Source organism: Pseudomonas sp. JR33AA (genome assembly GCF_021378985.1).
Classification (GTDB): domain Bacteria; phylum Pseudomonadota; class Gammaproteobacteria; order Pseudomonadales; family Pseudomonadaceae; genus Aquipseudomonas; species Aquipseudomonas alloputida.
The window spans coordinates 86,345-112,346 of record NZ_JAJSAW010000012.1; the positions used below are offsets into that span (position 1 = coordinate 86,345).

Here is a 26,002-nt window from a genome sequence, read left to right on the forward strand (position 1 = left end):
CGCCCGGGTGCAATGCCCGGGCAGGAATGGACAGGTGTTAGATAGTCAGGCCACCTGGCGCACGTTGGCCATGCAAGCTCTCTTGCTCATTTCTACCAGCAAGGTGTGCGTCATGGCCAACCCTCTCCTGCAAAATAGCCATATCCCCGTCGATTACTCCTCCATCACCCTCGAAAACATGCAGGCGGCATTCGCTCACGTGCTGCTGGCACACGAGAACGGTGTAGAACGCATCATCCGTGATCAACGAACCATGCCCACCTGGGATGACATGGTGCTGGCGGTGGATGGGCTGGATAGCCGGCTGCTGGCAGTGTTGTATGCCGCTTCACCACTGGTCGGCCGGGATACGGCCTGGGCCAACGCCATCATCGATTTCTACGGCAGAGCGACGGCATGCTTCGAGCAGAAGTTCGCCAACACTGGCTTGCATGAGCTGTATGAACGCTTGGCCGGCAGTGACATCGGCAAACAACTGGATGCCGGGAAGCGCGCCACCTTGCGTTGGCATCTGGACAAGTTCGCCGCTGGCGGTGCGTTACTCGACTCCGCAGGCAAAGCGCGTCTGGCAAACCTTCAGGCGCAGATTGGCACCGCACGCGAGGCGTTCCGCAGCAACATCAACCGGCCTGGGTTGAATATCACCGATGAAGCCGAACTGAGCGGCATACCACAGCGAGTACGCGGCGAATTGGCAGCAGGAGCACAACAAGCAGGTAAGCAGGGGTGGTTGATTGCGTGTGACACGGTGACTACTCGTGAGGTGCTCAAACATGCTGGCAACCGCCAGCTCCGTGAGCGTGTGTACCGGGCTTTCCACGCCCGCGGCGTCAGCCATGATCCGCAACAGGACAACGGCACGTATCTGCAGCAGCTGGCGCAGTTGCTTGAGGCGAAGGCCCTCCTGCTCGGTTATTCCGGCCATCTGGAGCAGAGCTTGCAGGTGAAGAGTGCGGGTTCGGTAGCCCAGGTGTGCGGTTTTCTCCACGATTTGGCCGAGCATGTGCGACCTGCCATGTTGCGGTGGCGTTCGCAGGTGGAGCGCGGGGCTGCCGAGCTGGGCCTGGGCAAACCCCTACCCTGGGATTTCGAGTACCTGCGGCATGCTTCGCGCAGTGAGTTTCCGGTCGAAGCGCTGCGCGATCACTTCCCGCTGAATACCGTTGTCAGTGCGTTGCAGCAATTGGCGCAGAAGTTGTTTGGTGTAGTGCTGCAGCCCAAAGCGCTGCCTGCTTGGGATGACAGCGTGCAGCCGTTCGAGGTGTGGCAGGACAGCGCTTTCATTGGCTTTCTGTATCTGGATGCCGTGCAACACGCAGGCAAGCAGCCAGACGCGGTGTTTACCACCTATGCAAGGAATCGCCGGGTCGATGCAGAGGGTATCTACCAGGCAGCCTCGGTGGTGGTGTTCAGTGATGTGCCGCAAGCGCTGTCAGGTTTACAGCCGTTGCTCGATCATTTGTCACTGCGCAAGCTTTTCCATGAATTCGGCCACGCCTTGCACCACCTGCTGGTACGTACGACGAACCACGTCATGTCCAACGTGACCGAGCTGGGCACCGATGGTGTGGAGTTGTTCGGCAAGCTGTTCGAGCGTTGGGTCTGGGACGCGGACTATCTGGTGGCGATCTCGGCGCGCACGCAGGACGGCCGTCAACTATCCCGCAGGCATGCCGATGAGTGCCTGCAGCAGTTACGACAGCAGGGCGTGGAGGAGATCGCGAGTGATCTGTGCCTGGCGTTGTTCGACATGGACCTGCATGGCACACCAAACGATGGCAGGTCCTTGGAACAGCGATTGGGTGATGCCCGCGAACGTTGTGGTTACTGGCCGCTGGCTGATTTCGAACATCCGGCGCATGCCTTCGACCACCTTGTGAACGGCTACGATGCTGGTTACTACGCCTACCTGTGGTCGGACGTGCATGCCTTCGATTTGTTCACCCGCTTCGAAGCCGAGGGCCTTTTGAACGAAGCCACGGGACGGGCACTGCAGGAAGCACTGTTCGCTCCAGGGGCATCGCGCCCGTTACGTGAAGGCATCGAGGCGTTTCTTGGGCGGCCATCGAGCCAGGCAGCGTATCTCAGCTGGCATGGCCTGAAGTAGTCAGACCAGAGGTGCTGGAAACATCCCGGCATGCACGATACTGTATATGAATACAGTATATAGGTGAGCCATGATTCCTCCAGCACCGCAAAAGGGCCGTGGCACGGCGCACAACCCACACAACCGCTTTGCCCCTGGTCATTCGGTGGCGGAAGATGATGGCTGGCACCAGGAAGTGCCGCAAACCCAGGGCACCGAGGTGCGGATCGAGACAGCCAAGTCGGTGATCAGCCGCAACACTTCACCCGACCTCCCTTTCGATCGCTCCATCAACCCATACCGTGGCTGCGAGCATGGCTGCATCTACTGCTATGCCCGCCCCTCGCACGCCTACTGGGACCTTTCTCCCGGCCTGGATTTCGAGACCAAACTGATAGCCAAGACCAACGCAGCCGAGGTGCTGGCACAGCAATTGAGCAAACCGGGCTACGTGTGCGCGCCGATCAATCTGGGCTCCAACACCGACCCGTATCAGCCGATTGAGCGGGAACAGTTACTGACCCGGCGCTTGCTCGAAGTGCTACTGCGTTTTCGTCACCCGGTGACCATTGTCACCAAGGGTTCACTGGTGCTGCGCGACCTTGACCTGCTGGCAGAGATGGCCCGCCAGCGCCTGGCACGGGTGATGATCAGCCTGACCACGCTGGACGACAGCCTCAAGCGCGTGCTCGAACCCCGAGCGGCCTCACCCGGTGCGAGGTTGAGGGCCATCCGGGTATTGCGTGAAGCGGGCGTACCGGTGGGTGTTTTGTGTTCGCCGATGATTCCAATGATCAACGACAGTGAGCTGGAGCGCCTGCTGGAGGCGGCCAGGGAGGCTGGCGCACAGAGTGCGGCCTACATGATGCTGCGCCTGCCGCTGGAAGTGGCGCCGTTGTTCGAGCAGTGGTTACAGGACCATTACCCGCAGCGGGCGGCGCATGTGTTGAGCCTGATCCGCCAGAGCCGCAGTGGGGCGTTGTATGACAGCCGGTTCGGCGTACGCATGCGTGGTGAAGGGGTGTTTGCCGAGTTGCTGGCGCAGCGATTTGCCAAGGCAATGAAACGGCTGGATTTCGAAGGCCGCGAGGCGCAGGCGCTGGATTGCTCGGCGTTCTGCCCGCCGGGTGGGCAGATGGCGCTGTTCTGACATGAACCCACCCCCACAGGGGCTGCGCATTGCTCCCAACGCAACTAATAACAACCAATAATTGCGCTAATACATATTGGCAGCTGATGTTTTTTTGCTATTATCCAGTTCCCGCCTTTTTCATCTGGAACGCCCGTTCTAGAGCCTTCGAATTAAGTTTCAGTTAAGTTTTCCCCGCTAGCGTAGGTAATAAGTCCACACCGACTGTGATCTATGGCCCGTGCGTGTCATCTAAAACCCTGCATAGCCTGAATCTTTCACCGGTAAAATGGATTTACCTACACACCGTCAAGAGGATGAATCATGCCCGTCAAGGACCCATCCAAGGTCGTACCGCAGGTCCCCGCGGAAAGCGCCGATGCTGCCCTTAAGCACATCGTCGACGGCTTCCTGCGCTTTCACCATGATGTTTTCCCCGATCAGCAAGAGCTATTCAAGAAGCTCGCCACCGCGCAAACACCACGCGCCATGTTCATCACCTGTGCCGATTCGCGCATCGTTCCCGAGCTGATCACCCAGAGCTCGCCAGGCGACCTGTTCGTGACCCGTAACGTGGGTAACGTGGTACCGCCTTATGGCCAGATGAACGGGGGCGTTTCCAGCGCCATCGAGTACGCCGTAATGGCGCTTAAAGTTCACCACATCATCATCTGCGGCCACTCCGACTGTGGCGCCATGCGTGCGGTACTCAACCCGCAGTCGCTGACCAAGATGCCTACCGTTGGCGCCTGGTTGCGCCACGCTGAAGTGGCCCGCACCGTGGTCGAGAACAACTGCTCCTGCGGTAGCGAACACGAGACGATGCAAGTGCTGACCAAAGAGAACGTCATCGCCCAGCTGCATCACTTGCGCACCCATCCTTCGGTGGCTTCGCGCCTGGCGGCCGGTGAGCTGTTCATTCATGGTTGGGTGTACGACATCGAGACCAGCAAGATCGAAGCCTACGACGCTGCCAGCGATAGCTTCATGCCCTTGGCCGCAGGTGAACCCGTTCCCTGCGCCACTCCGAGAGGCCGCTACTAAGCGACCCGTCCGCCGCTAGAACCTTGATAGCCGGCTGCACCCTGCAGGGGTGTGGCACGGCCTTCGGCTGCCTTGAATTCCCTGACTGCCCTGTCGGCGTGCTCGCTGGCGGCCCGCGCCTGCGCGCTTGTCAGGGGCAAACGTGCCCACGGCCAGGGGAATGGCCGTGCGACTAGAGAAAGGAGAAACACGGTGAACATTACACAGTTGAAAGCGGCCCTGCCGCGTGAGTTGCTGGCGTCGGTGGTGGTCTTCCTGGTGGCCTTGCCGTTGTGCATGGGCATTGCGATCGCTTCTGGCATGCCGCCGGCAAAAGGCCTGATTACTGGGATTATCGGCGGTATTGTGGTCGGTTTCCTTGCCGGATCACCGCTACAGGTCAGCGGCCCTGCTGCCGGCCTGGCGGTACTGGTGTTCGAGTTGGTACGCCAGCATGGCATGGCCATGCTCGGGCCCATCCTGTTGCTGGCCGGCCTGTTGCAGTTACTGGCCGGTCGCTTGCGCCTGGGCTGCTGGTTCCGGGTGACCGCGCCGGCGGTGGTTTACGGCATGCTCGCCGGGATTGGCGTGTTGATCGTGCTTTCGCAGGTACATGTGATGTTCGACACCGCACCACAACCGTCGGGCCTGCAGAACCTGCTGGAGTTCCCGGCAACTGTGTCGGCTGCCCTGCCACAGGAGAACACCGGCTCCGGCTGGATGGCCGGTGCGCTGGGCCTGGGGACCATCGCCATCATGTGGGGCTGGGAGCGCTTGCGGCCGCAGCGGCTGCGTTTCGTGCCGGGTGCATTACTCGGCGTGGCCAGCATGACTGCCATCAGCCTGTGGCTGGCCTTGCCGGTGAACCGCGTGCAGGTACCGGCCGACCTGTCCGAGGCCATCGACTGGCTTAGTCCGGGGGACCTGATGCAGCTGGCCGACCCTACCCTGCTGGTCGCCGCCTTTGCCCTGGCGTTCATTGCCAGCGCCGAAACCTTACTGTCGGCCGCAGCAGTAGACCGTATGCACAGCGGCCAGCGTTCGGACTTCGACCGCGAACTGTCGGCCCAGGGCATCGGCAACATGCTGTGCGGGGTGCTGGGTGCGCTGCCGATGACCGGAGTAATCGTGCGCAGCTCGGCCAACGTCCAGGCCGGGGCGCGAACCCGGGCCTCGGCAATCTTCCACGGTTTGTGGTTGCTGGCCTTCGTGGTGGCGCTGAGCAGCGTGCTGCAGCAGATCCCGGTGGCGAGCTTGGCGGGGGTGTTGGTGTTTACCGGGGTCAAACTGGTCGACTTCAAGGCGTTTCGCGGGCTGGGCCGTTATGGGCGCATGCCGATGTTCACCTACGCGGCGACTGCGCTGGCGATCATCTTTACCGACCTGCTGACCGGTGTGCTGCTGGGCTTTGCCCTGACCATGCTGAAGCTGGCGTTCAAGGCGGCGCGGCTGAAGATCAACCTGGTGCGCCTGGCCAAGGATGGGCACATGGAACTGCGCCTCACTGGCGCGGCGACCTTCCTGAAGGTGCCGGCGCTGACCCAGGTGCTGGATACCGTACCGGCGGGCACCACGCTGCATGTGCCGCTTGGGAATTTGAGCTATATCGACCACTCGTGCCTTGAGTTGCTGGAGGACTGGAGCCGCAGCAATTCGGCCAATGGTTCGCGCTTGTTGATCGAGCAGCGGCGGCTGAAGCGGCGGATCGAGGGGCGGTTGCGGACCACAGCGGGAGTTGGGGTGTAGGAGCGGGTTTACCCGCGAATACGGTAGCGGCGGCCACGGTGAACCGCGGGTGGGAATTGGCCGGCAGGCCCGGCCCATTCGCGGGTGAACCCGCTCCTACAGCGGCCTGTGCCGAACCCTCGATGGATGTGTGTGTAGGAGCGGGTTTACCCGCGAATACCGTAGCGGCGGCCACGGTGACCGGCGGGTGGGAATTGGCCGGCAGGCCCGGCCCATTCGCGGGTGAACCCGCTCCTACGACGGCCTCTAGGCCGTGACAGGTATATCAGGCCGGCTGACCCAGCTCGACACCCAGTTGCCGCGACAGGCACGGCCAGCGCTTCCACGCCGCGCCGGTTGCCGGGCTGCTCAGCTTCTCTCGATAAGCCTCCACCGATTCAACCGCAAAGCTCTCGTCATTGAGCATTTCGTCAACCGAGTGGTGCACCACTTCATCCAGCTGGTTGGCAAAGCTTTCACCAATCAACTGGTGGGCAATCAGGTTGGCGACCGTGGTGTCGACCGGGATCAACGGCTGCTGGAAGTGGCGAATGTACAAGTCATTCACCTCTTCCACCAGGCGGTGCGCCAGGTAGGCCTCATCCAGCAGGCAGTCCAGGCCTACATGCCCTTGCATCAGGCTGGGCGGCTGCAGGAAGTAGGCTTCGGCAATTTTCAGTACAGGCTTGATCTGCGATTCGATCCCGGCTTCGCGAGCGACCTCGTGGGCGGCCTCCAGCAGTTCCGGAACCTGATCGATATAGGCGCTGACGAAGCGCGCCAAAGTACCCTGGGCGTCCTGCTCAGGCAGTTGGATCGAGGGGTGCAGGTGGGGCAGTTGCAGCTCGAGACGCTGTTTCAATTGGCCGGTCTGGCCTTCATGTTGATGGGCTTGGCTTACCTGCTCGCGTACAGCAGCGATGTTCATGACAACTCCAGGGACATTACGTTTCAAACGGAAGACACTAAATTAGCTCGGTATACAGAATACCTAAGACGCATTTGTTATAAGCCACGCAAACGTGTGCCGTGTCTGGCATAACCAGATGCCATTATTTCGCTATGACCTCTCAAGCGCGCGGTTTTTCAGGCTATCTGCCCATTTCGTGAAGTTCATTTCACAGGCTTCATTGCGTGCCATTGGTCGCTGTCTATACTCCCGGTGAACGTGATTCGTTGATGAGGCCCGACTGCTTTTAGCAGGGGCTCGGTCGTCGAAGCCATGCAGTCTTGACCGCCGTTCCCTCTTGCCGCAGGCCACGCCTCCGGGACAACAAGAATTAGAAGGGGAACCCGCAATGATGCGACATCCACATGTCTGGATGGGCCTCCTGTTGTGGTCGGTTTTTGGCCAAGCAAACGCCGCCTGGACCGTGAACATGCACCCAGGGGCGACGGAAGTCTCCAACGCCGTCTTCGACCTGCACATGACCATTTTCTGGATCTGCGTGATCATTGGCATCGTGGTGTTTGGCGCGATGTTCTGGTCAATGGTCATCCACCGCCGCTCCGTCGGCCAGCAGGCTGCGCATTTCCACGAGCACACCTGGGTGGAAATCCTCTGGACCGTAGTCCCCTTCCTGATCCTGGTGGCCATGGCCATCCCGGCCACCAAGACGCTGATCGACATCTACGATGCCAGCGATTCGGACATCGACATCCAGGTCACTGGGTACCAGTGGAAATGGCACTACAAGTACCTGGGCCAGGACGTGGAGTTCTTCAGCAACCTGGCCACCCCCACCGACCAGATCCACAACAAGGCGCCCAAGGATGAGCATTACCTGCTGGAAGTCGACCAGCCGCTGGTGCTGCCGGTGGGCGCCAAAGTGCGCTTCCTGGTCACTGCTGCCGACGTGATCCACTCGTGGTGGGTGCCGGCCTTCGCGGTCAAGCGCGACGCCATCCCAGGCTTTGTCAACGAAGCCTGGACCCGTATCGAAAAGCCAGGCATCTACCGCGGCCAATGCACCGAGCTGTGCGGCAAGGATCACGGCTTCATGCCGGTGGTGGTCGAGGTCAAGTCCAAGGCCGATTACGACACCTGGCTTGGCGAGCGCAAGGCTGAAGCCGCCAAGCTCAAGGAGCTGACCAGCAAGGAATGGACCCTGGAAGAGCTGGTGGAACGCGGCGACAAGGTCTACCACACCACTTGCGTGGCCTGTCACCAGGCCGAAGGCCAGGGCCTGCCGCCAATGTTCCCAGCGCTCAAAGGCTCGAAGATTGCCACCGGGCCGAAGGAAGCTCACCTGAGCATTGTCTTCCATGGCAAGCCCGGCACGGCTATGGCCGCTTTCGGCAAGCAGCTGTCGGAAGTCGACATCGCTGCTGTGATTACCTACGAACGCAATGCCTGGGGCAACAACAAAGGCGACATGGTGACGCCGAAGGACGTGCTGGCGCTGAAGCAGGCAGAAGCCAAGTGAACCGGGTTACTCGCGGCAATCAATGGATTGCAGGAGACAGGACATGAGTGCAGTGATCGACGACCACGCCCACGGCCACGACCATGCGCACGGCCCGGCCAAGGGCCTGATGCGCTGGGTGCTGACCACCAACCATAAAGACATCGGCACGATGTACCTGTGGTTCAGTTTCATCATGTTCCTGCTCGGTGGCTCGTTTGCCATGGTGATTCGCGCCGAGCTGTTCCAGCCGGGTTTGCAGATCGTGGAGCCGGCGTTTTTCAACCAGATGACCACCATGCATGGCCTGATCATGGTGTTTGGCGCGGTGATGCCGGCCTTCGTCGGCCTGGCCAACTGGATGATTCCGCTGATGATCGGCGCGCCTGACATGGCACTGCCGCGGATGAACAACTTCAGCTTCTGGCTGCTGCCGGCGGCCTTCCTGCTGCTGGTATCGACGCTGTTCAGCCCGGGCGGAGGGCCGAACTTTGGCTGGACGTTCTACGCACCGCTTTCCACTACCTACGCGCCAGCCAGCGTCACCTTTTTCATCTTCGCCATCCACCTGATGGGTATCAGTTCGATCATGGGGGCGATCAACGTGATTGCCACCATCCTCAACCTGCGTGCCCCTGGTATGACGCTGATGAAAATGCCGCTGTTCGTCTGGACCTGGCTGATTACCGCGTTCCTGCTGATTGCGGTAATGCCTGTACTGGCCGGCGTGGTAACCATGATGCTGATGGATATCCACTTCGGGACCAGCTTTTTCAGTGCCGCAGGTGGCGGTGACCCGGTGCTGTTCCAGCACGTGTTCTGGTTCTTCGGTCACCCTGAGGTGTACATCATGATCCTGCCCGCCTTCGGTGCGGTCAGCTCGATCATCCCGGCGTTCTCGCGCAAGCCGCTGTTCGGTTATACCTCGATGGTGTATGCCACCGGCGCCATTGCCTTCCTGTCATTCATCGTCTGGGCCCACCATATGTTCGTGGTCGGCATCCCGGTGGTCGGCGAATTGTTCTTCATGTACGCCACCATGCTGATTGCCGTGCCCACCGGGGTGAAGGTATTCAACTGGGTCAGCACCATGTGGGAAGGCTCGCTCACCTTCGAAACGCCGATGCTGTTCGCCATCGCCTTTGTCATCCTGTTCACCATTGGCGGTTTCTCCGGGCTGATGCTGGCGATTGCCCCGGCGGACTTCCAGTACCACGACACGTACTTCGTGGTGGCGCATTTCCATTACGTACTGGTGCCTGGTGCCATTTTCGGCATCTTCGCCTCGGCGTACTACTGGCTGCCGAAATGGACCGGCCACATGTACGACGAAACCCTCGGCAAACTGCACTTCTGGCTGTCGTTCATCGGCATGAACATGGCCTTCTTCCCCATGCACTTCGTAGGCTTGGCCGGCATGCCACGGCGCATCCCCGACTACAACCTGCAGTTCGCCGATTTCAACATGGTGTCGTCGATCGGCGCGTTCATGTTCGGCGCCACGCAGATCTTCTTCCTGTTCATTGTCATCAAGTGCATCCGCGGTGGCGCGCCGGCACCGGCCAAACCCTGGGATGGCGCCGAGGGCCTTGAGTGGTCGGTACCCTCGCCTGCGCCCTACCACACATTCCAGACACCCCCGGAAGTGAAATAGGAACCCGCCATGAACGGCCTGTCGGTGAAACGCCTGGTAACGCGCCTGTTGATGCTGACGGTGGTGATGTTCGCCTTCGGTTTCGCGCTGGTGCCGATCTACGACGTCATGTGCAAAGCGTTCGGTATCAACGGCAAGACCGGCGGCCAATACGAAGGCAGCCAGGTCAGTGACCCGACGCGTGCTGTGCGGGTGCAGTTCATGTCGACCAATGCCAGCGACATGGTCTGGGACTTCTACTCCACGGCCGACCAGCTGGAGGTCAACCCGGGGGCGGTGAACCAGATGATTTTCATTGCCCACAACCCGACCGACCGGCCGATGAGTGCGCAGGCAATACCCAGCATTACCCCAGCCGAGGCCGCGGCCTACTTCCACAAGACCGAGTGCTTCTGCTTTACCCAGCAGGTGCTGCAGCCCGGCGAACGCATCGAGATGCCGGTGCGTTTCATCGTCGACCGCGACCTGCCGGCCAGCGTGAAGCACCTGACACTGGCCTACACCTTGTTCGACATCACCGCTCGCCACCCGCCGGTCGCGCACGTTGCGGCGCAGGACGTCCAGGGCGCCCGTTAAGGGAAGGAGAACAGCAATGGCAAGTCATGAGCACTACTACGTTCCGGCGCAGAGCAAATGGCCGATCATCGCCACCATCGGCATGTTCATCACGGTATTCGGCCTGGGCACCTGGTTCAACGATATGAAGGCGGGCCATCCGGATTCGCACGGGCCGCTGATTTTCTTCGTGGGGGCGTTGTTTCTGGCCTACATGCTGTTCGGCTGGTTTGGGTCAGTGGTCAGGGAGAGCCGAGCCGGGTTGTACAGCCCGCAGCTGGATCGCTCGTTCCGCTGGGGCATGAGCTGGTTCATCTTCTCCGAAGTGATGTTCTTCCTGGCGTTCTTCGGTGCGCTGTTCTATGTGCGCGTACTGGCGGGGCCGTGGCTGGGTGGCGAAGGGGCCAAAGGTGTTGCACACATGCTGTGGCCAACGTTCGAATTCACCTGGCCCCTGCTGCACACACCCGACCCCAAGCTGTTCCCTCCCCCCAAGGAAGTGATCGACCCGTGGCACCTGCCGCTGATCAACACCATCCTGCTGGTCAGCTCCAGTGTGACAATCACCATTGCCCACCACGCCTTGCGCCGTGATCACCGCGGCCCGCTGAAATTCTGGATGGCGCTGACCATCGTCCTGGGCATCAGCTTTATCGCGCTGCAGGCCTTCGAGTACCACGAGGCCTATACCAAGCTGGGGCTGACACTGGGTTCAGGGATCTACGGTGCGACGTTCTTCATGCTTACCGGATTCCACGGTGCTCACGTGACATTGGGCACGATCATTCTGATTGTGATGTTCGTGCGCATTCTGCGCGGGCATTTCAACCCGGAAAAACACTTCGGCTTCGAGGCGGCCAGTTGGTACTGGCACTTCGTCGATGTGGTGTGGGTGGGCTTGTTCATCTTTGTCTATGTGTTGTGAATTCGGAACCCTGTAGGGGCGGGTTAGAACGTCAGAAAGGGGCGTGAGAGACCAGCTGACCGCTGATCAAGCCCCAGGCGACCAGGCCTATGGTCAGGGCTGCCAGGGTCACTCGTACAGTGAGGGCCTTGAGCAGGCGGGTCGAGTTTTCATCGTCCTTGACCAGAAACACCAGGCCACTGAACAGACTGGCAACCGTGGCCAACAGCATCAGGACAATCGCGGCCTTGAGCATGGCGTTACTCCGGGGGGATGCGGTGATGTGGATAAGTATAGCGAGGCGCCCGTGAGGCCGTTTCGCCCTGGCTGGGTACCGACGCTGGTGGCGCTTGTACTGCTGCCGGGGCTGATTGCGCTTGGTTGCTGGCAACTCGGTCGTGCCGAGGAAAAGCGCGTGCTGCTGGCCACCTATGCAGAACGGCGGATTGAAGCGCCGATCGCCACCGCCCAGCTTCTCTCGAAAGAAGACAACGCCTTCCGCCGTGTGCACCTGTATGGCCGCTTCGACGCCAAGCACAGTGTGCTGCTGGACAACCGCATGCGCGATGGCAAGGCCGGTGTCGAGCTGCTGCAGCCCTTCCACGACCAAGCCAGCGGCCTGTGGATGCTGGTCAATCGTGGCTGGCTGCCATGGCTGGACCGCCGGGTGCCGGTGCACTACGAAACCCCTGCCCAGGCCTTGGCGCTGGATGCCTCTGTGTATGTCGCGCCCGGTAGCACCTTCCAGCTGCACCCGGACCCTATCGGCGGGCAATGGCCGCATCTGTTGACCGCTATCGATGCCGCGCTGCTATGGCAACAGCTTGATCGCGAAGGCTTCGCCCAGGAATTGCGCCTGGAGCCGGGCCCTGCGAGCTATCGCCTGGACTGGCCGGTCGTGGCCATGAGCCCCGAAAAACACGTGGGCTACGCCGTGCAGTGGTTTGCCCTGGCTACCGCTCTGGTTCTGCTCTACCTCTACTTCGGCTGGCACCAAAAAAAGGAGAAACGCCATGGCCACCGCCACTCCACTGGACGTGCCTGAACGTAGCAAGCCAAGAGCCCGTGGGCGTTTGCAGCTGTTGCTGATCTTGCTGGTGGTGCTTGGGCCGATGGTTCTGGCCACCAGCATGTACAAGCTCAAATTCTGGGTGCCGGAAGGCCGCAGCTACCATGGCGCCATGATTGGCAATGGGGAAAGCCTTGCCGATCTCGGCGTGGCGGGCCAGGACGCGCGCTGGCAGTTGCTGGTCAGCGCGCCCCAGGCCTGCACCGAAGACTGTCAGCGCCTGGTGTACCTGGCTCGGCAGATTCAGGTCGGGCTGGGGCGTGATGCCAGCCGCGCCAGCCATGCGCTGGCCGCCGCCCAGCCGCTGAGTGCCGACTATCAGGCATTGCTTGGCCGCGAGTACCCGCAGTTGCAGCGCTACCCGCTGGATGCGCAACGTTACCAGCAGAAGGTTGTCGAGCCCGGCCCGCAGCTGTGGATCGTCGACCCGCACGGCAACCTCGTGCTGCGCTATGACGGCAAGGTCAACGGCAAGCATGTGCTGGATGACCTGCGCCACCTGCTCAAGCTGTCCAACATCGGCTAGGAGCCTGCCATGGCCAGACCTGGATTTCGCCTTGCTGTGTTTGCCACCCTGCTGGCACTGCTGGTCGTCCTGCTTGGTGCCTATACCCGCCTGACCCACGCAGGCCTCGGTTGCCCCGATTGGCCGGGGTGCTATGGCTTTATCAGCGTGCCTAAGAGTGAAGCGCAGTTGGCCCATGCCGAGCTGCACTTTCCTGAGCACCCGGTGGAAGCTGCCAAGGGCTGGGCCGAGATGGTCCACCGCTACTTTGCCGGTAGCCTGGCCGTGGTGATCGCCCTGCTCGCGTTCCAGGCAATGCGCCGGCATGCCCGCGACGGGCAGCCTTATCGCCTGCCGATGCTGCTACTGGGTGTGGTGCTGGCCCAGGCAGCCTTCGGTATGTGGACGGTCACCCTGAAGCTGTGGCCGCAGGTGGTCACGGCGCACTTGCTGGGTGGCTTTACCACGTTGAGCTTGCTGTTCCTGTTGTCTCTGCGTCTGTCCCGGGCCTTTGCGCCCTTGCCAAAACTGCCGCTGAGCCTGCGCCGGATCGCTGCGCTGGCGCTGCTGGTGGTAATCGGCCAGATCGCCCTGGGCGGTTGGGTCAGCGCCAACTACGCAGCCGTGGCCTGCATCGACCTGCCGACCTGTCATGGCCAGTGGTGGCCAGCGGCTGACTTCAGCAACGGCTTCCACCTGACCCAGCACGTCGGCCCCAATTACCTTGGCGGACAGCTGGACAGTGATGCGCGCACGGCCATCCACATCAGCCATAGGCTGGGCGCGCTGCTGGTGACCTGTGTGCTGCTGATGCTCAGCTGGAAGCTGCACCGCTGTGGTCTGCCCGGCCTGGCGCGGCTGGTGCTGCTGGCGCTGGCCTTGCAAGTGGGCCTGGGCATCAGCAACGTGGTGTTCCACCTGCCGCTGGCGGTGGCAGTTGCGCACAATGCCGGCGGGGCGATGCTGCTGCTGAGCATGGTGCTGGTGAACTACCGCATTCGAGTGGTCGACAAGGTTCGTATGGGTGTCGGCCATGGCTGGCGTCTGCGGCCGGTGGTCGGGGTGGGCATTTCCCATCACATGAGGAACGACTCGTGGCGACGCTTCTAAGCGTACGACGGGCGCGCTGGCGCGATTACCTCGAGCTGACCAAGCCCAAGGTGGTGGTGCTGATGCTGATCACCTCGCTGGCGGGCATGTTCCTGGCCAGCCGGGCGGGCGTCAGCTGGAGCGTGCTGTTGTTCGGCAACCTGGGCATCGGCCTGTGTGCGGGTGGCGCAGCGGTGGTCAATCATGTGGTGGATCGGCGCATTGATGCGCTGATGGCGCGCACCCACAAACGGCCTTTGGCCCAAGGCCGAGTCGAGCCCCTGCCGGCGCTGTTGTTCGCCTTGGCCCTGGCGCTGCTGGGCATGGTCCTGCTGCTGGTGTTCACCAACGCCCTCACCGCCTGGCTGACCCTGGCCTCATTACTCGGTTATGCGGTGCTCTACACCGGGTTTCTCAAGCGCGCCACGCCACAGAACATCGTTATCGGTGGCCTGGCCGGTGCCGCTCCGCCGTTGCTCGGCTGGGTGGCGGTAAGCGGCCATGTCAGCGCCGAACCCTTGCTGCTTGTGCTGATCATTTTCGCCTGGACCCCGCCGCATTTCTGGGCGCTGGCCATCCACCGCAAGGAGGAATACGCCAAGGCCGATATCCCGATGTTGCCGGTGACCCACGGCGAGCGCTACACCACACTGCATATCCTGCTGTACACCCTGATTCTGCTGGCGGTAAGCCTGCTCCCGTATGCCATCCACATGAGTGGCCCGCTGTACCTGGCCTGCGCCCTGGGCCTGGGCCTGCGCTTCCTGCATTGGGCCTGGGTGTTGTACCGTAGCAGCCGGCCGCACGCGGCGATCGGCACCTTCAAGTACTCTATCGGCTACCTGTTCGCGCTGTTCATTGCGTTGCTCCTTGACCACTACCTGTTGCTGAGCCTATGACCCGAACCCAGAAAACCGTTTTCATCCTAGTTGCCCTGGTCGCGTTGATCCTGGGCCTTACCGTCAACAAGGTGCTTAGCGGTCGAGGCCAACCCAACCCTGCCGAGCTGATCGATGCGGGCATCATCCTGCTGCCGCAGAGCCGCGCCGTGGCCGACGTCACCATGACCAATCAGGACGGCCAGCCGGTACAGATGGATGACCTCAAGGGCAAATGGTCGCTGCTGTTCTTTGGCTACACCTACTGCCCGGACATCTGCCCGACCACCCTGGCCCAGCTGCGCCAGGTGAAGAGCGAACTGCCCAAGGATGCCGTTGACCGGCTGCAGGTGGTGTTGGTGAGCGTGGACCCTAACCGCGACACGCCGAACCAGTTGAAGCAGTATCTGGGCTATTTCGACAAGGACTTTGTCGGTGTGGCGGGGTCGATCGAGGATACCCAGAAACTGGCCAATGCCTTGAGCATTCCATTCATTCCGGCGGATACCAGCAAGCCGGGGTATACCGTGGATCACAGCGGTAACCTGGCGATTGTCGGGCCCGATGGGAGACAGCGTGGGTTCATACGGGCGCCGTTCAGCAACCAGAAGCTGGGGGCGCAGTTGCCGGGGCTGGTCAAGCGGGATTGAGTCAGCCCCAAAAGCTTCGCGGGTAAACCCGCTCCTACAATGATGTGTGTAGGAGCGGGTTTACCCGCGAAGAGTCCAGCGCGATTTGTTGGATCAGAACGCCGGAACCACGGCGCCTTTGTACTTCTCGATGATGAACTGCTTCACCTCAGGCGAGTGCAGTGCAGCCGCGAGTTTCTTCATGTCGTCCGAGTCCTTGTTGTCCGGGCGGGCAACCAGGATGTTCACGTAAGGCGAGTCGCTGCCCTCGATGGCCAGTGCGTCCTTTTCCGGGTTCAGCTTGGCTTCCAGCGCGTAATTGGTGTTGATCAGGGCGGCGTCTACCTGGGTCAGCACGCGCGGGATGGTGGCTGCTTCCAGCTCACGGAACTTCACGCTTTTCGGGTTCTCGGCAACATCCTTCACGGTCGACAGGATGTTCTTGTTGTCCTTTAGCTTGATCACGCCAGCCTTGTCCAGCAGCAGCAAGGCGCGGCCGCCGTTGGTGGCGTCGTTGGGGATGACCACGGTGGCGCCGGAGGACAGCTCGTCCAGCTTCTTGATCTTGGTCGAATACACGCCCAGTGGCTCGATGTGCACGCCGGCCACGCTCACCAGATTGGTACCCTTGGCCTTGTTGAACTCATCCAGGTAAGGCTGGTGCTGGAAGAAGTTGGCGTCCAGGCGCTTTTCGGCCACCTGCACGTTCGGCTGGATGTAATCGGTGAATTCCTTGACCTTCAGCTCTACGCCTTCTTTCGCCAATTGTGGTTTGACGAAGTTGAGGATCTCGGCGTGCGGCACCGGGGTGGCGGCGACGGTAAGGGTATCGGCCTGGGCCGAGAAGGCCGCGACAGCGGCAGCGACAGCAAGCAGCTTCTTCATTGATCACTCCTTGTGAGGGCCGCGACGGCCCCCGAACGGGTCGGCCTGGCCGACCCCATTGGGGTTATTTACGGGAAAAATGCACGACCAGTTTGTCGCCCACGCTCTGCAGTACTTGAACCAGTACCAGCAGCAGTACCACGGTCACTACCATTACATCTGTCTGGAAACGCTGGTAACCGAAGCGGATAGCCAGGTCACCCAGGCCACCGGCACCCACCACACCGGCCATGGCGGTGTAAGAAACCAGGGTAATGGCGGTTACGGTAATGGCCGCGAAGATGCCCGGTCGAGCCTCCGGCAGCAGCGCACTGGTGATGATCTGGCGGGTTGTGGCGCCCATCGACTGGGTGGCTTCGATGATGCCGCGGTCCACTTCACGCAGGGCGGTTTCAACCAGGCGTGCAAAGAACGGCGTGGCACCCACCACCAGCGGCGGGATGGCACCTGCAACGCCCAGCGAGGTACCGGTGATCAGCACGGTGAACGGGATCATCACGATCAGCAAAATGATGAATGGCAGCGAGCGCAGGATGTTGACCACCAGCGACAGCAGCGCATAGACGCCTTTCTGTTCGAACATCTGCTTTGGCCCGCAGAGGAACAGCAGCACACCCAGCGGCAGGCCCAGCAGCACGGTGAAGAACAGCGAGCCGAACAGCATGATCATGGTATCGACGGTGGCCAGCCAGATTTCGGCCCAGTCGACGTTGGCAAAGAAATTCAGGGCGTCCATCAACGCAGTACCTCCATATGTACGTCAGCTGCCTTGAAGCGGGCGAACGCCGCTTCCATGTCTCCGCCGATCAGGGCGAGAGTGAGCTGGCCATAGGGGACATCCTTGATGCGGTCGATACGCCCGGCGAGGATGCTGTAGTCGACACCGGTTTCGCGGGCCACGGTGCCCAGCAGCGGCGCGTAGGTGGCGTCGCCCTGGAAGGTCAGGCGTACGATGCGGCCTGGCACGTGGGCAAAGTCGTCGCGCTGCTCGCCTTCGTCGACCTGCTCGTCTTCCTGGACGAAGCGCTTGGTGGTGGGGTGCTGCGGGTGCAGGAACACCTCGGCCACCGAGCCTTGCTCGACGATCCGACCGGCGTCCATCACTGCCACGCGGTCGCAGACACGGCGGATCACGTCCATCTCGTGGGTGATCAGCACGATGGTCAGCTTCAGTTCACGGTTGATCTCGGCCAGCAGTTGCAGGACCGAGGCCGTGGTTTGCGGGTCGAGGGCACTGGTGGCCTCGTCGCATAGCAGAATCTTCGGGTTGGTGGACAGGGCGCGGGCGATGCCGACGCGCTGCTTCTGGCCGCCGGACAGCTGCGCCGGGTACTTCTTGGCGTGGTCCGACAGGCCAACGCGAGCCAGCAGCTCGGTGACGCGCTTGTCGATTTCGCTGCGCGACAGCTCGCCGGCCAGGGCCAGTGGCAGGGCGACGTTATCGGCGACGGTCTTGGAGGCCAGCAGGTTGAAGTGCTGGAAAATCATCCCGACCTGCTGGCGGAAGCCGCGCAGCTGGCTGGCATTGAAGGCGGTGACGTCTTCGCCGTCGACGATGATCGTGCCGCCGGAGGGCTCCTCCAGGCGGTTGATCAGGCGCAGCATGGTGCTTTTGCCGGCGCCGGAATGGCCGATCAGGCCGAACACCTGCCCATCTTCGATGGTCAGGCTGGTCGGATTCAGTGCGGGGATTTCCCTACCGGCAACGCGGTAGGTTTTATGTACCTGTTGGAACTCGATCACGTAGCGAACCTTGTGGGGCGCATTGAAATTTGGGTCAGCGGTTAGCTGGGGTCGCGCATTTTAGCCTTTTCCTATAGCTGTTCTTAGCATTTATTTCGTCATGCACCAATCCAACGGGCATATCGCGACAACCGGTAATCCTGATTGAACGCTCGGCAACGCCCTCCAGTCACTACTTGCACAAGCCCTGAACGGGCACGCCTTAAGACTGATGAGGAGAGCCGATCATGCCCAGCAAGAAAACGGATGCGCCCAAGCACAGCGAGGCCGCCGGCACCCAGACCCCCGACAGGGCCAACACCAACGCCAAGCTGCAAAGCCTGGAGGTCGACCGCAGTGATGCGACCGGGCATGCGCTGCGCACCAACCAGGGTGTGCGCATTGCTGACAACCAGAACTCCCTCAAGGCGGGCGATCGCGGGCCTTCGCTGCTTGAAGACTTCATCATGCGCGAGAAAATCACCCACTTCGACCATGAGCGTATTCCCGAACGCATCGTGCACGCCCGCGGGACCGGCGCACACGGGTTCTTCCAGAGCTACGGCAACCACGCTGAGCTGACCAAGGCAGGCTTCCTGCAAGATCCGCAAAAGATCACCCCTGTTTTTGTACGGTTCTCGACGGTTCAAGGCCCACGCGGTTCTGGCGACACGGTGCGGGATGTGCGGGGCTTTGCCGTCAAGTTCTATACAGATGAAGGCAATTTCGACTTGGTCGGCAACAACATGCCGGTGTTCTTCATCCAGGATGCCATCAAGTTCCCCGATTTTGTCCACGCGGTGAAGCCAGAGCCACACAACGAGATACCGACCGGCGGCTCGGCTCATGACACCTTCTGGGATTTCGTTTCGCTGGTGCCGGAATCGGCTCATATGGTCATGTGGGCCATGTCTGACCGCGCCATCCCGCGCAGCCTTCGAATGATGGAAGGCTTTGGCGTGCATACCTTCCGCCTGATCAATGCCGAGGGCGTGGCCAGCTTCGTCAAGTTTCATTGGAAACCACGCCAGGGCGTGCATTCGCTGCTATGGGACGAAGCCCAGAAACTGGCGGGCAAGGACACCGACTTCCAGCGCCGTGACCTATGGGAGGCCATCGAAACCGGTGACTACCCGGAATGGGAGCTGGGCGTGCAGATTGTGCCTGAGGCTGACGAACACAAATTCGACTTCGACCTGTTGGACCCGACCAAGATCATCCCGGAGGAACTGGTACCCGTCACGCCGCTGGGTAAAATGGTGCTCAACCGCAACCCGGACAATTTCTTTGCCGAGGTCGAACAGGTGGCGTTCTGCCCGGGCCATATCGTGCCGGGTATCGACTTTACCAACGACCCGCTGCTGCAGGGCCGGCTGTTCTCGTACACCGATACCCAGATCAGCCGCCTGGGTGGGCCGAACTTCCACCAGATCCCGATCAACCGGCCGGTAACGCCGAACCACAACAACCAGCGTGATGCGCTGCACCAGCACGTCGTGCACAAGGGCCGGGCTTCCTACGAGCCCAACTCGATTGACGGCGGCTGGCCAAAGGAAACCCCACCTGCGGCGCAAGATGGCGGCTTCGAGAGCTATCAGGAGCGTGTCGATGCGCACAAGATTCGCCAGCGCAGTGAGTCGTTCGGCGATCACTTCTCGCAGGCTCGGCTGTTCTTCCAGAGCATGAGCCCGACCGAGCAACACCACATCATCAAGGCTTACAGCTTCGAGTTGGGCAAAGTGGAGCGTGAACATATTCGCGCCCGGGAAGTGAATGAAATTCTCGCCAACATCGACCTGAAGCTGGCGGCGGCGGTTGCGGCCAACCTGGGCCTCCCTGCGCCGAAAGCGGGTACGGTGCAGGTGAAGGGTAGCCAGCTGGCGCAATCGCCTGCGTTGAGCCAGATGAACCATCCAGGTTCGGTGGGTATCAAGGGGCGCAAGATTGCCGTGCTGCTGGCAGATGGCGTGGACGCTGGCAGTGTGGACAAACTGGTCAAGGCCCTGGAAGCGCACAGTGCCCGGCCGATGCTGCTGGGGCCGACCTCGGCGCCGGTGAAGGCGGCGGATGGCAAACAACTGCCGGTAGCGGCGTCGATGGAGGGGATGCCTTCGATCATGTTCGACGGGATTGTCGTGCCTGCGGGCAGGGCCTCTACGGATGCGCTGGCGGCTAGCGGATTGGCCAAGCACTTTGTACTGGAGGGCTACAAGCACCTGAAGGCGCTGGTGCTGACCGAGGAATTGGCGAAAGCCTTGGGGCTCAAGGAAGACAAGGGGCTGTTGCTTGGGGATGAGCAGAAGGCAGTGGATGCCTTTGTCAAAGCCGTTGAAGGCCACCGGGTGTGGGAGCGGGAGGCGGCGGCTGAAGCTGTTCCTGCCTGATTAGGCCGCTTCGCGGGTAAACCCGCTCCTGCATCGGCTGTGTAGGAGCGGGCTTATCCGCGAAGCTTTTACTGCTGATGCGGGACCAGCACTACCTGTGCCGGCAGCGAGCGCTGGATCTGATGCTTCTGCTTCAGCTCAAACCCACTGTCAAGCTTGCGCACGCGCTTTTCCAGCAAGGTCTTCAGCCAAGGTGCATCCTCGGTGCGCGGTACCTGGAATACCACCTCACACTGGTAACTCACCACATCGGCGGCAATGTCGTCCAGTTGGCGGCGCAGCGCGCGGCTGTCCGTGGTCTTCAAGGCCACCACGGTATTTGGTGCAGTCGGGTCGATGATGCGCGCCTTGGGCTTGGCTTCGGCGGCTTTGAGTGCAGCTTCAGCCTTTTCCAGCTCGGCCTTGCGGGCCTGGCTCACGGCATCCCCGCCGGTCACTGCTGGCGCCTGCGGCATCAGTGCCCGGGCACGGGCCAGCGCGGTAGCTGCCGCGTTCACATCGCCCTTCTGCAGTACGATCTGGCTACGTTGCAGGTAAGCTTCGGCCAATTGGCGCTGGTATTGCTCCAGACGTGCATCATCCGGCGACTGGGCCTGCAATGCTGCAAGCTGGTCTTCGGCGGTAGCCAGCTCGTTGCTGGTGATGTTCTGTTGCAACTGCTGCCATGCATCTGCTTGAGCAGGTGCGGTGGCCTGTTCGACCGGCGCATTGGAACAGGCAGCCAGGATCAGGGAAAACGCGGCAACAAGCAGATAACGGGAGGCGAACGGCTTCATTCCTGCGACTCTCTATTTGCGCAAAAAGCGAGCAAGTCTACACCCAGGTGCGCACGCTCGAAAATAGGCCTTACAGACCCTTTACCGGGCAAAGGTTGCAAGGCGTGCCTGCACACGCCTAACTTTTCAGCGTTTTGGCAGGGCCAGGCTCAGCAAGAATAGCACTGCGGCGCAGACCACGATCGAGGGCCCGGCGGGGGTGTCCTTGAACCAGGACATGGCCAGGCCGCCGCACACTGCGGTGACACCCAGCAGGCTGGCACCCAGGGCCATTTGCTCTGGTGAGCGGGCGTGGCGCTGTGCCGCAGCCGCAGGAATGATCAGCAGTGAGGTGATCAGCAACACGCCAACGATTTTCATGGCAACCGCAATCACCACGGCGATCAGCAGCATCAACGCCAAGCGCAGGCCGGCCACCGGCAGGCCTTCGACCATGGCCAGTTCTTCATGCACGGTAACCGCCAGCAGCGGCCGCCACAGCACAGCGAGCAGCAGCAGGACCAGTGCACTGCCGCCGAGGATCCAGGCCAGGTCGGTGGTGCTGATGGCCAGCAGATCGCCAAACAGGTAAGCCATCAGGTCGATGCGCACATCGTGCATGAAGCTCAGCACCACCAGGCCCAGCGACAAGGTGCTGGGGGCCAGGATACCCAGGAGGGTGTCGGAGGCCAGCGGCTGGCGTTGCTGCAATGTCACCAGCAGAATCGCCAGCAACAGGCAGCCCACGGTTACCGCCAGTGACGGGCTGACATCCAAGGCGAAGCCCAGGGCCACACCGAGCAGCGCAGCGTGAGACAGAGTGTCGCCAAAATAGGCCATGCGCCGCCATACCACGAAGGAGCCCAGTGGGCCTGCAACCAATGCCAGGGACAAGCCGGCGAGCAAGGCGTAGAGAAGAAAATCAGCCATGCTTGCAGTGCTCTCCGTGAACATGGGTGCCAGGGGCGACCACCGAGCCATGTAGGTCGTGGCTGTGGTCGTGATGGTGGTGGTAGATGGCCAGGCTCGGTGCGGTCTTGCCGAACAGCTCGACGAACGCCGGATCACCGCTGACTTGCTCAGGGTGGCCCGAGCAGCACACGTGGCGGTTCAGGCACACCACCTGGTCGGTGGCGCTCATGACCAGGTGCAGGTCGTGGGACACCATCAGTACGCCACAGCCGTGGCGATCGCGCAGGCGGGTGATGAGGTTGTAAAGCTCGGTCTGGCCGACCACGTCTACACCTTGTACCGGTTCGTCGAGCACCAGCAACTGGGGTTCGCGCAGCAAGGCGCGGGCCAGCAGCACGCGTTGCATTTCGCCGCCGGAAATAGTCTGGATCGGGCTGTCGATGACGTGCTCGGCGCCCACTTCCTGCAGCGCCGACAAGGCTGCCGCGCGGTCTACGCCGGGCACCAGGCGCAGGAAGCGTAGCACCGACAGCGGCAGTGTGGCATCAACCTGAATCTTTTGCGGCATGTAGCCAATGCGCAGCCTGGGTTTGCGCCATACCTTGCCACGATGTGGCTTGAGCAGGCCAAGTACGGCGCGTACCAGGGTCGTCTTGCCCGCCCCGTTGGGGCCAATCAGGGTGACGATTTGGCCTGGCGAGACCGACAGGTCGATGCTGTCGAGCACCGCCTCGCCGCCAAAGGTGACGCCGACCTGCTCCAGGCGAATCAGGGCGTCGCTCATGCCGCGCTCCGGCAGCTACCGCATAGGCCGACCACTTCCACGGTCTGGGTTTCGACCGTGAAACCCACGCCTTTGGCGCTGTTGATGATGGCCTCGCTGATACTGCTCTGCTCGAGCTCGATGGCCACATGGCAGGCCCGACAGATCAGAAACTGGCCTTGGTGCACGTGCTCGGGGTGGCTGCAGCCGATGAAGGCGTTGAGCGATGCGATGCGATGCACCAGGCCGTTTTCCAGCAGGAAGTCCAGCGCACGGTACACCGTGGGCGGCGCGGCGCGGCGGCCGTCCTGCTCACTGAGCACAGCGAGGATGTCGTAGGCGCCCAGTGGCTTGTGGCTTTGCCACACCAGCTCCAGCACACGGCGGCGCAGCGCGGTCAGGCGCAGGCCCTGGCGGGTGCACAAGGCGTCGGCTTCAGCCAGTGCGCTGTGTACGCAATGGGAGTGGTCGTGAGGACGGTTGGCCAGCGGTGTGATGGACATGGGCAGCGACGGTTCTGGATAGAGACGTTATTATGTTACCTGTTTCTGACGACTCGAGTATCCACCGTGTCCCGATTCCTAGCTCTGTTTGTCGCATTCATCGCATTCTCCGCGCAGGCCGACGTGCGTGTGCTCGCCAGTATCAAGCCCCTGCAGCAGATTGCCGCTGCCGTGCAGGAGGGTGTTGGCAGCCCTGACGTATTGCTGCCGCCCGGCGCTTCACCCCACCACTATGCGCTGCGCCCCTCCGACGTGCGGCGGGTAAGCGATGCCGACCTGCTGTACTGGATCGGCCCGGACATGGAGAACTTCCTTGCGCGTGTGCTGGCAAGCCGTAGCAAGACCACGGTGGCTGTGCAGTCGCTGCCGGGCATGAAGCTGCGCCACTTTGGCGAGGGCAGCCATTCCCATGAGGAAGAGGACCATGACGATCATGACCACGATCACCGCCCAGGCAGCCTGGATGCGCATTTGTGGCTATCGTCGGTGAATGCGCGAGTAATCGCGGCAAAAATGGCAGCTGACCTGGCCCAGGTCGACCCGGCCAATGCGTCTCGCTATCAGAGCAACCTGAAGGCCTTCGATGAGCGCCTGGATGCCTTGGATGGGCGTATCAAGGCGCGCGTGGCCGGTATTGCCGGCAAGCCGTACTTCGTCTTCCACGAAGCCTTCGACTATTTTGAAGCTGAATATGGCTTGAAGCACGCGGGCGTGTTCAGCGTGGCATCCGAGGTACAGCCAGGGGCGCAACATGTGGCGGCCATGCGCAAGCGTCTTCAGGAAGTGGGCAAGACCTGCGTGTTCAGCGAGCCGCCACTGCGGCCGCGATTGGCCGAGACGCTGACTGCCGGGTTGCCGGTGCGCCTGGCCGAGCTGGATGCCTTGGGTGGCACCGATCCGGTGGATGGCAAAGGATATGAGCGCTTGCTTGAGAAGCTGGGCGGTGACCTGGCTGGGTGCCTGGAACAGTTGTAAACCTGCCCCGGCTTCGTCGCGGGCAAGCCCACTCCCACAGGTACTGCACAGGCCTCAAGGCTGTCGCTAATTCTGTAGGAGCGGGTTCACCCGCGAAGAAGCAGACGCGGTCTACAGAGCGAACGGCAAGTGCAAAGCCACCTGCTGGCGCTGCGCCAGACGCACTTCGAACTCGCTCGGATCGTGGATCATCACATCCATCCCGGCAAACGATTCGGCCGCAATCAGGCGCGAGAGCCAGAAACGCACGCAGCCCACCCTCAACATTTCCGGCCACAGCTCGGCTTCGGCTGCCGTGAACGGCCGCAGCGCCGCGTAGGCTGCCAGCAGCGCCTGGGCGCGTGGTACATCCACCGCGCCTTGCTCATCCAGGCACCAGTCGTTCACGGTGATGGCGATGTCATACAGCATCGGCCCGGAGCAGGCATTGTAGAAGTCGATCACACCGGTCAGGTGGGTGCCTTCGAACATCACGTTGTCGCGGAACAGGTCGGCATGCAGGTTGGCCCGCGGCAAGGCCAGGATCTGCGCCTTGTGCGCGCTGATTTCGTCCAGCGCCGGCTGCAGCAATGCGGCTTGCTCCGCAGTCAGGCGTGGCAGCAGCTCGGCACCCGAGGCCAGCATCCAGTCCAGGCCGCGGTCGGTGCGGCGCTCGATGATGTGCTCTCGGGTGGCCAGGTGAATGTGTGCCAGTAGCTCGCCGACCTGGGCGCAGTGCTGGTTGTTGGGTGCCTTGATGTGCTTGCCCGACAGCCTGGGCTGCAGCAATGCCGGCTTGCCGCACAGCTCGCGCAGGCCGTTGCCGTCGCGATCACGAATGGCATAGGGCACCGGCATGTCGGCACCGTGCAGGGTATCGAGCAGCTCGATGAAGAACGGCATGTCCTCGCTGGGCCCGCGCTCGATCAGCGTCAGGACGAACTCCCCCTGTTCGAGGCTGACGAAGAAATTGCTGTTTTCGGTACCGGCGGCAATGCCCTGGAAGTCGAGCAGACGGCCCAGCTCGTACGGTGCCAGAAAGGTTTCCAGCTCAGGCCGGGTCACGGGGGTGAAGACTGACATGATGAAAAAATGCCCATACGGGCACTTCCGCCGGGAAGTGCCGGGTTGATGTGAACGGTGCGCGTCAGCTTACCACTCGAAGATCTTCCAGGCCGGAATCAGCATGTCCGGCTGGTCGGATCGAATGAAATTGGCATCAGTGCCATCAGCGCGTACCAGAAAGTAAGGCTTGCCGTTTTTCGGCGTGATCTTGATCGCATACAGGAAGCCGTTTTGCCGGTATTCCTGGATGGTTTTATCGCCTTCCGTGCGAATGGTCACCTCGGGATCGGCCGAGGGGGCGTCGTCCGCCGCCAGGGTGACGACAGGCGTGGTTGCCAACAGGCCGAGCAGTAACAGGCGATTGAGTGTGCGCATGATAACCTAGTCCCTTTGTCGTCAATGATTCTG

The 26,002-nt window shown here is 61.6% G+C and carries 26 protein-coding genes; 15 read left to right on the forward strand and 11 right to left on the reverse strand.

From position 1 onward, the window contains the following. The first annotated feature begins 112 nt into the window (after positions 1–112). The 4 genes from LVS58_RS18745 to LVS58_RS18760 all read left to right on the forward strand — a co-directional run bounded on the left by LVS58_RS18745 (position 113) and on the right by LVS58_RS18760 (position 5,984). A complete protein-coding gene (locus LVS58_RS18745; RefSeq protein WP_233692279.1) occupies positions 113–2,107 on the forward strand; it encodes a M3 family metallopeptidase in 1,995 nt (664 codons plus the stop codon). Between the two features lie 70 nt (positions 2,108–2,177). Then, positions 2,178–3,236 (forward strand): PA0069 family radical SAM protein, encoded by a 1,059-nt coding sequence (locus LVS58_RS18750; protein WP_233692280.1) that lies wholly within the window; start codon positions 2,178–2,180, stop codon positions 3,234–3,236. Positions 3,237–3,539: 303 nt separating this feature from the next. After that, the gene (locus LVS58_RS18755; RefSeq protein ID WP_180689044.1) at positions 3,540–4,259 is read left to right on the forward strand and encodes a carbonic anhydrase; all 720 of its coding nucleotides are present in this window, start codon (positions 3,540–3,542) and stop codon (positions 4,257–4,259) included. A 192-nt stretch (positions 4,260–4,451) separates the two neighbouring features. Next, positions 4,452–5,984, forward strand: a complete 1,533-nt coding sequence (locus LVS58_RS18760) for a SulP family inorganic anion transporter (protein ID WP_233692281.1) — start codon at positions 4,452–4,454, stop codon at positions 5,982–5,984. Positions 5,985–6,249: 265 nt separating this feature from the next. Here the strand turns inward: LVS58_RS18760 and LVS58_RS18765 are convergent, their stop codons facing one another. After that, positions 6,250–6,891 (reverse strand): hypothetical protein, encoded by a 642-nt coding sequence (locus tag LVS58_RS18765; RefSeq protein WP_233692282.1) that lies wholly within the window; start codon positions 6,889–6,891, stop codon positions 6,250–6,252. A gap of 370 nt (positions 6,892–7,261) precedes the next feature. On the opposite strand from LVS58_RS18765, the gene coxB reads away from it, so the two are divergent. The 4 genes from coxB to LVS58_RS18785 are packed head-to-tail and all read left to right on the forward strand — an operon-like array spanning position 7,262 to position 11,502. Beyond that, complete coding sequence (gene coxB, locus LVS58_RS18770; RefSeq protein WP_233692283.1) at positions 7,262–8,389, forward strand: cytochrome c oxidase subunit II; 1,128 nt, start codon at positions 7,262–7,264, stop codon at positions 8,387–8,389. A gap of 43 nt (positions 8,390–8,432) precedes the next feature. Beyond that, positions 8,433–10,022 (forward strand): cytochrome c oxidase subunit I, encoded by a 1,590-nt coding sequence (gene ctaD, locus LVS58_RS18775; RefSeq protein ID WP_019470363.1) that lies wholly within the window; start codon positions 8,433–8,435, stop codon positions 10,020–10,022. Between the two features lie 9 nt (positions 10,023–10,031). Next, on the forward strand, positions 10,032–10,598 hold the full coding sequence (locus LVS58_RS18780; RefSeq protein WP_003253035.1) for a cytochrome c oxidase assembly protein: 567 nt from the start codon (positions 10,032–10,034) through the stop codon (positions 10,596–10,598). A 16-nt stretch (positions 10,599–10,614) separates the two neighbouring features. Then, positions 10,615–11,502 carry a cytochrome c oxidase subunit 3 gene (locus tag LVS58_RS18785; RefSeq protein WP_233692284.1) on the forward strand — a complete coding sequence of 296 codons (888 nt, stop codon included), beginning with the start codon at positions 10,615–10,617 and terminating at the stop codon, positions 11,500–11,502. A 31-nt stretch (positions 11,503–11,533) separates the two neighbouring features. Here the strand turns inward: LVS58_RS18785 and LVS58_RS18790 are convergent, their stop codons facing one another. Continuing rightward, a complete protein-coding gene (locus LVS58_RS18790; RefSeq protein WP_233692285.1) occupies positions 11,534–11,737 on the reverse strand; it encodes a twin transmembrane helix small protein in 204 nt (67 codons plus the stop codon). A gap of 51 nt (positions 11,738–11,788) precedes the next feature. Between LVS58_RS18790 and LVS58_RS18795 the strand changes: the two genes are divergently transcribed. From LVS58_RS18795 to LVS58_RS18815, 5 genes are read left to right on the forward strand one after another with little or no spacing between them, the layout of a single operon-like run. Next, on the forward strand, positions 11,789–12,526 hold the full coding sequence (locus LVS58_RS18795) for an SURF1 family protein (protein ID WP_233692286.1): 738 nt from the start codon (positions 11,789–11,791) through the stop codon (positions 12,524–12,526). After that, on the forward strand, positions 12,495–13,076 hold the full coding sequence (locus tag LVS58_RS18800; RefSeq protein ID WP_233692287.1) for a hypothetical protein: 582 nt from the start codon (positions 12,495–12,497) through the stop codon (positions 13,074–13,076). The genes LVS58_RS18795 and LVS58_RS18800 overlap by 32 nt, the downstream gene beginning before the upstream one ends. A 9-nt stretch (positions 13,077–13,085) precedes the next feature. Continuing rightward, entirely contained in the window at positions 13,086–14,165 is a 1,080-nt protein-coding gene (locus LVS58_RS18805) for a COX15/CtaA family protein (protein ID WP_011953144.1), read from the forward strand. Further along, a complete protein-coding gene (cyoE, locus tag LVS58_RS18810; protein WP_233692288.1) occupies positions 14,150–15,043 on the forward strand; it encodes a heme o synthase in 894 nt (297 codons plus the stop codon). The genes LVS58_RS18805 and cyoE overlap by 16 nt, the downstream gene beginning before the upstream one ends. After that, positions 15,040–15,672, forward strand: coding sequence for an SCO family protein (locus LVS58_RS18815; protein WP_233692289.1), 633 nt, complete (start codon positions 15,040–15,042; stop codon positions 15,670–15,672). The genes cyoE and LVS58_RS18815 overlap by 4 nt, the downstream gene beginning before the upstream one ends. A gap of 93 nt (positions 15,673–15,765) precedes the next feature. On the opposite strand, the gene LVS58_RS18820 is transcribed toward LVS58_RS18815, so the two are convergent. The 3 genes from LVS58_RS18820 to LVS58_RS18830 all read right to left on the reverse strand — a co-directional run bounded on the left by LVS58_RS18820 (position 15,766) and on the right by LVS58_RS18830 (position 18,279). After that, positions 15,766–16,536, reverse strand: coding sequence for a MetQ/NlpA family ABC transporter substrate-binding protein (locus tag LVS58_RS18820; RefSeq protein WP_233692290.1), 771 nt, complete (start codon positions 16,534–16,536; stop codon positions 15,766–15,768). A 64-nt stretch (positions 16,537–16,600) separates the two neighbouring features. Continuing rightward, complete coding sequence (locus tag LVS58_RS18825) at positions 16,601–17,272, reverse strand: methionine ABC transporter permease (protein ID WP_010951513.1); 672 nt, start codon at positions 17,270–17,272, stop codon at positions 16,601–16,603. Further along, complete coding sequence (locus LVS58_RS18830) at positions 17,272–18,279, reverse strand: methionine ABC transporter ATP-binding protein (protein WP_233692291.1); 1,008 nt, start codon at positions 18,277–18,279, stop codon at positions 17,272–17,274. Before LVS58_RS18830 ends, LVS58_RS18825 begins: the two co-directional genes overlap by 1 nt. Positions 18,280–18,506: 227 nt before the next feature. Here LVS58_RS18830 and katE point away from each other — a divergent pair, with 227 nt between their 5' ends. After that, a complete protein-coding gene (gene katE, locus LVS58_RS18835; protein WP_233692292.1) occupies positions 18,507–20,642 on the forward strand; it encodes a catalase HPII in 2,136 nt (711 codons plus the stop codon). A 68-nt stretch (positions 20,643–20,710) separates the two neighbouring features. Here the strand turns inward: katE and LVS58_RS18840 are convergent, their stop codons facing one another. From LVS58_RS18840 to zur, 4 genes are all read right to left on the reverse strand, one after another. Then, a complete protein-coding gene (locus tag LVS58_RS18840; protein ID WP_233692293.1) occupies positions 20,711–21,418 on the reverse strand; it encodes a PA5502 family lipoprotein in 708 nt (235 codons plus the stop codon). Between the two features lie 126 nt (positions 21,419–21,544). Further along, on the reverse strand, positions 21,545–22,327 hold the full coding sequence (gene znuB, locus LVS58_RS18845; RefSeq protein WP_233692294.1) for a zinc ABC transporter permease subunit ZnuB: 783 nt from the start codon (positions 22,325–22,327) through the stop codon (positions 21,545–21,547). Continuing rightward, the gene (gene znuC / locus LVS58_RS18850) at positions 22,320–23,093 is read right to left on the reverse strand and encodes a zinc ABC transporter ATP-binding protein ZnuC (protein ID WP_233692295.1); all 774 of its coding nucleotides are present in this window, start codon (positions 23,091–23,093) and stop codon (positions 22,320–22,322) included. Before znuC ends, znuB begins: the two co-directional genes overlap by 8 nt. Then, positions 23,090–23,575, reverse strand: coding sequence for a zinc uptake transcriptional repressor Zur (gene zur, locus LVS58_RS18855; RefSeq protein WP_021784598.1), 486 nt, complete (start codon positions 23,573–23,575; stop codon positions 23,090–23,092). Before zur ends, znuC begins: the two co-directional genes overlap by 4 nt. A gap of 66 nt (positions 23,576–23,641) precedes the next feature. Between zur and LVS58_RS18860 the strand changes: the two genes are divergently transcribed. Beyond that, a complete protein-coding gene (locus tag LVS58_RS18860) occupies positions 23,642–24,550 on the forward strand; it encodes a zinc ABC transporter substrate-binding protein (RefSeq protein ID WP_233692296.1) in 909 nt (302 codons plus the stop codon). A 111-nt stretch (positions 24,551–24,661) separates the two neighbouring features. On the opposite strand, the gene LVS58_RS18865 is transcribed toward LVS58_RS18860, so the two are convergent. Both LVS58_RS18865 and LVS58_RS18870 read right to left on the reverse strand, forming a co-directional pair. Further along, positions 24,662–25,612, reverse strand: coding sequence for a homoserine kinase (locus LVS58_RS18865; RefSeq protein WP_003252998.1), 951 nt, complete (start codon positions 25,610–25,612; stop codon positions 24,662–24,664). A gap of 69 nt (positions 25,613–25,681) precedes the next feature. Beyond that, positions 25,682–25,969 (reverse strand): DUF2782 domain-containing protein, encoded by a 288-nt coding sequence (locus tag LVS58_RS18870; RefSeq protein ID WP_233692297.1) that lies wholly within the window; start codon positions 25,967–25,969, stop codon positions 25,682–25,684. Between the last annotated feature and the right edge of the window lie 33 nt (positions 25,970–26,002).

Coding starts and splice junctions, on each gene's coding strand:
- LVS58_RS18745 (WP_233692279.1), top strand. CDS start 113: ATGGCCAACCCTCTCCTGCAAAATAGCCATATCCCCGTCGATTACTCC.
- LVS58_RS18750 (WP_233692280.1), top strand. CDS start 2,178: ATGATTCCTCCAGCACCGCAAAAGGGCCGTGGCACGGCGCACAACCCA.
- LVS58_RS18755 (WP_180689044.1), top strand. CDS start 3,540: ATGCCCGTCAAGGACCCATCCAAGGTCGTACCGCAGGTCCCCGCGGAA.
- LVS58_RS18765 (WP_233692282.1), bottom strand. CDS start 6,891: ATGAACATCGCTGCTGTACGCGAGCAGGTAAGCCAAGCCCATCAACAT.
- coxB (WP_233692283.1), top strand. CDS start 7,262: ATGATGCGACATCCACATGTCTGGATGGGCCTCCTGTTGTGGTCGGTT.
- ctaD (WP_019470363.1), top strand. CDS start 8,433: ATGAGTGCAGTGATCGACGACCACGCCCACGGCCACGACCATGCGCAC.
- LVS58_RS18780 (WP_003253035.1), top strand. CDS start 10,032: ATGAACGGCCTGTCGGTGAAACGCCTGGTAACGCGCCTGTTGATGCTG.
- LVS58_RS18785 (WP_233692284.1), top strand. CDS start 10,615: ATGGCAAGTCATGAGCACTACTACGTTCCGGCGCAGAGCAAATGGCCG.
- LVS58_RS18790 (WP_233692285.1), bottom strand. CDS start 11,737: ATGCTCAAGGCCGCGATTGTCCTGATGCTGTTGGCCACGGTTGCCAGT.
- LVS58_RS18800 (WP_233692287.1), top strand. CDS start 12,495: ATGGCCACCGCCACTCCACTGGACGTGCCTGAACGTAGCAAGCCAAGA.
- LVS58_RS18805 (WP_011953144.1), top strand. CDS start 13,086: ATGGCCAGACCTGGATTTCGCCTTGCTGTGTTTGCCACCCTGCTGGCA.
- LVS58_RS18815 (WP_233692289.1), top strand. CDS start 15,040: ATGACCCGAACCCAGAAAACCGTTTTCATCCTAGTTGCCCTGGTCGCG.
- LVS58_RS18820 (WP_233692290.1), bottom strand. CDS start 16,536: ATGAAGAAGCTGCTTGCTGTCGCTGCCGCTGTCGCGGCCTTCTCGGCC.
- LVS58_RS18825 (WP_010951513.1), bottom strand. CDS start 17,272: ATGGACGCCCTGAATTTCTTTGCCAACGTCGACTGGGCCGAAATCTGG.
- katE (WP_233692292.1), top strand. CDS start 18,507: ATGCCCAGCAAGAAAACGGATGCGCCCAAGCACAGCGAGGCCGCCGGC.
- LVS58_RS18840 (WP_233692293.1), bottom strand. CDS start 21,418: ATGAAGCCGTTCGCCTCCCGTTATCTGCTTGTTGCCGCGTTTTCCCTG.
- znuB (WP_233692294.1), bottom strand. CDS start 22,327: ATGGCTGATTTTCTTCTCTACGCCTTGCTCGCCGGCTTGTCCCTGGCA.
- znuC (WP_233692295.1), bottom strand. CDS start 23,093: ATGAGCGACGCCCTGATTCGCCTGGAGCAGGTCGGCGTCACCTTTGGC.
- zur (WP_021784598.1), bottom strand. CDS start 23,575: ATGTCCATCACACCGCTGGCCAACCGTCCTCACGACCACTCCCATTGC.
- LVS58_RS18865 (WP_003252998.1), bottom strand. CDS start 25,612: ATGTCAGTCTTCACCCCCGTGACCCGGCCTGAGCTGGAAACCTTTCTG.
- LVS58_RS18870 (WP_233692297.1), bottom strand. CDS start 25,969: ATGCGCACACTCAATCGCCTGTTACTGCTCGGCCTGTTGGCAACCACG.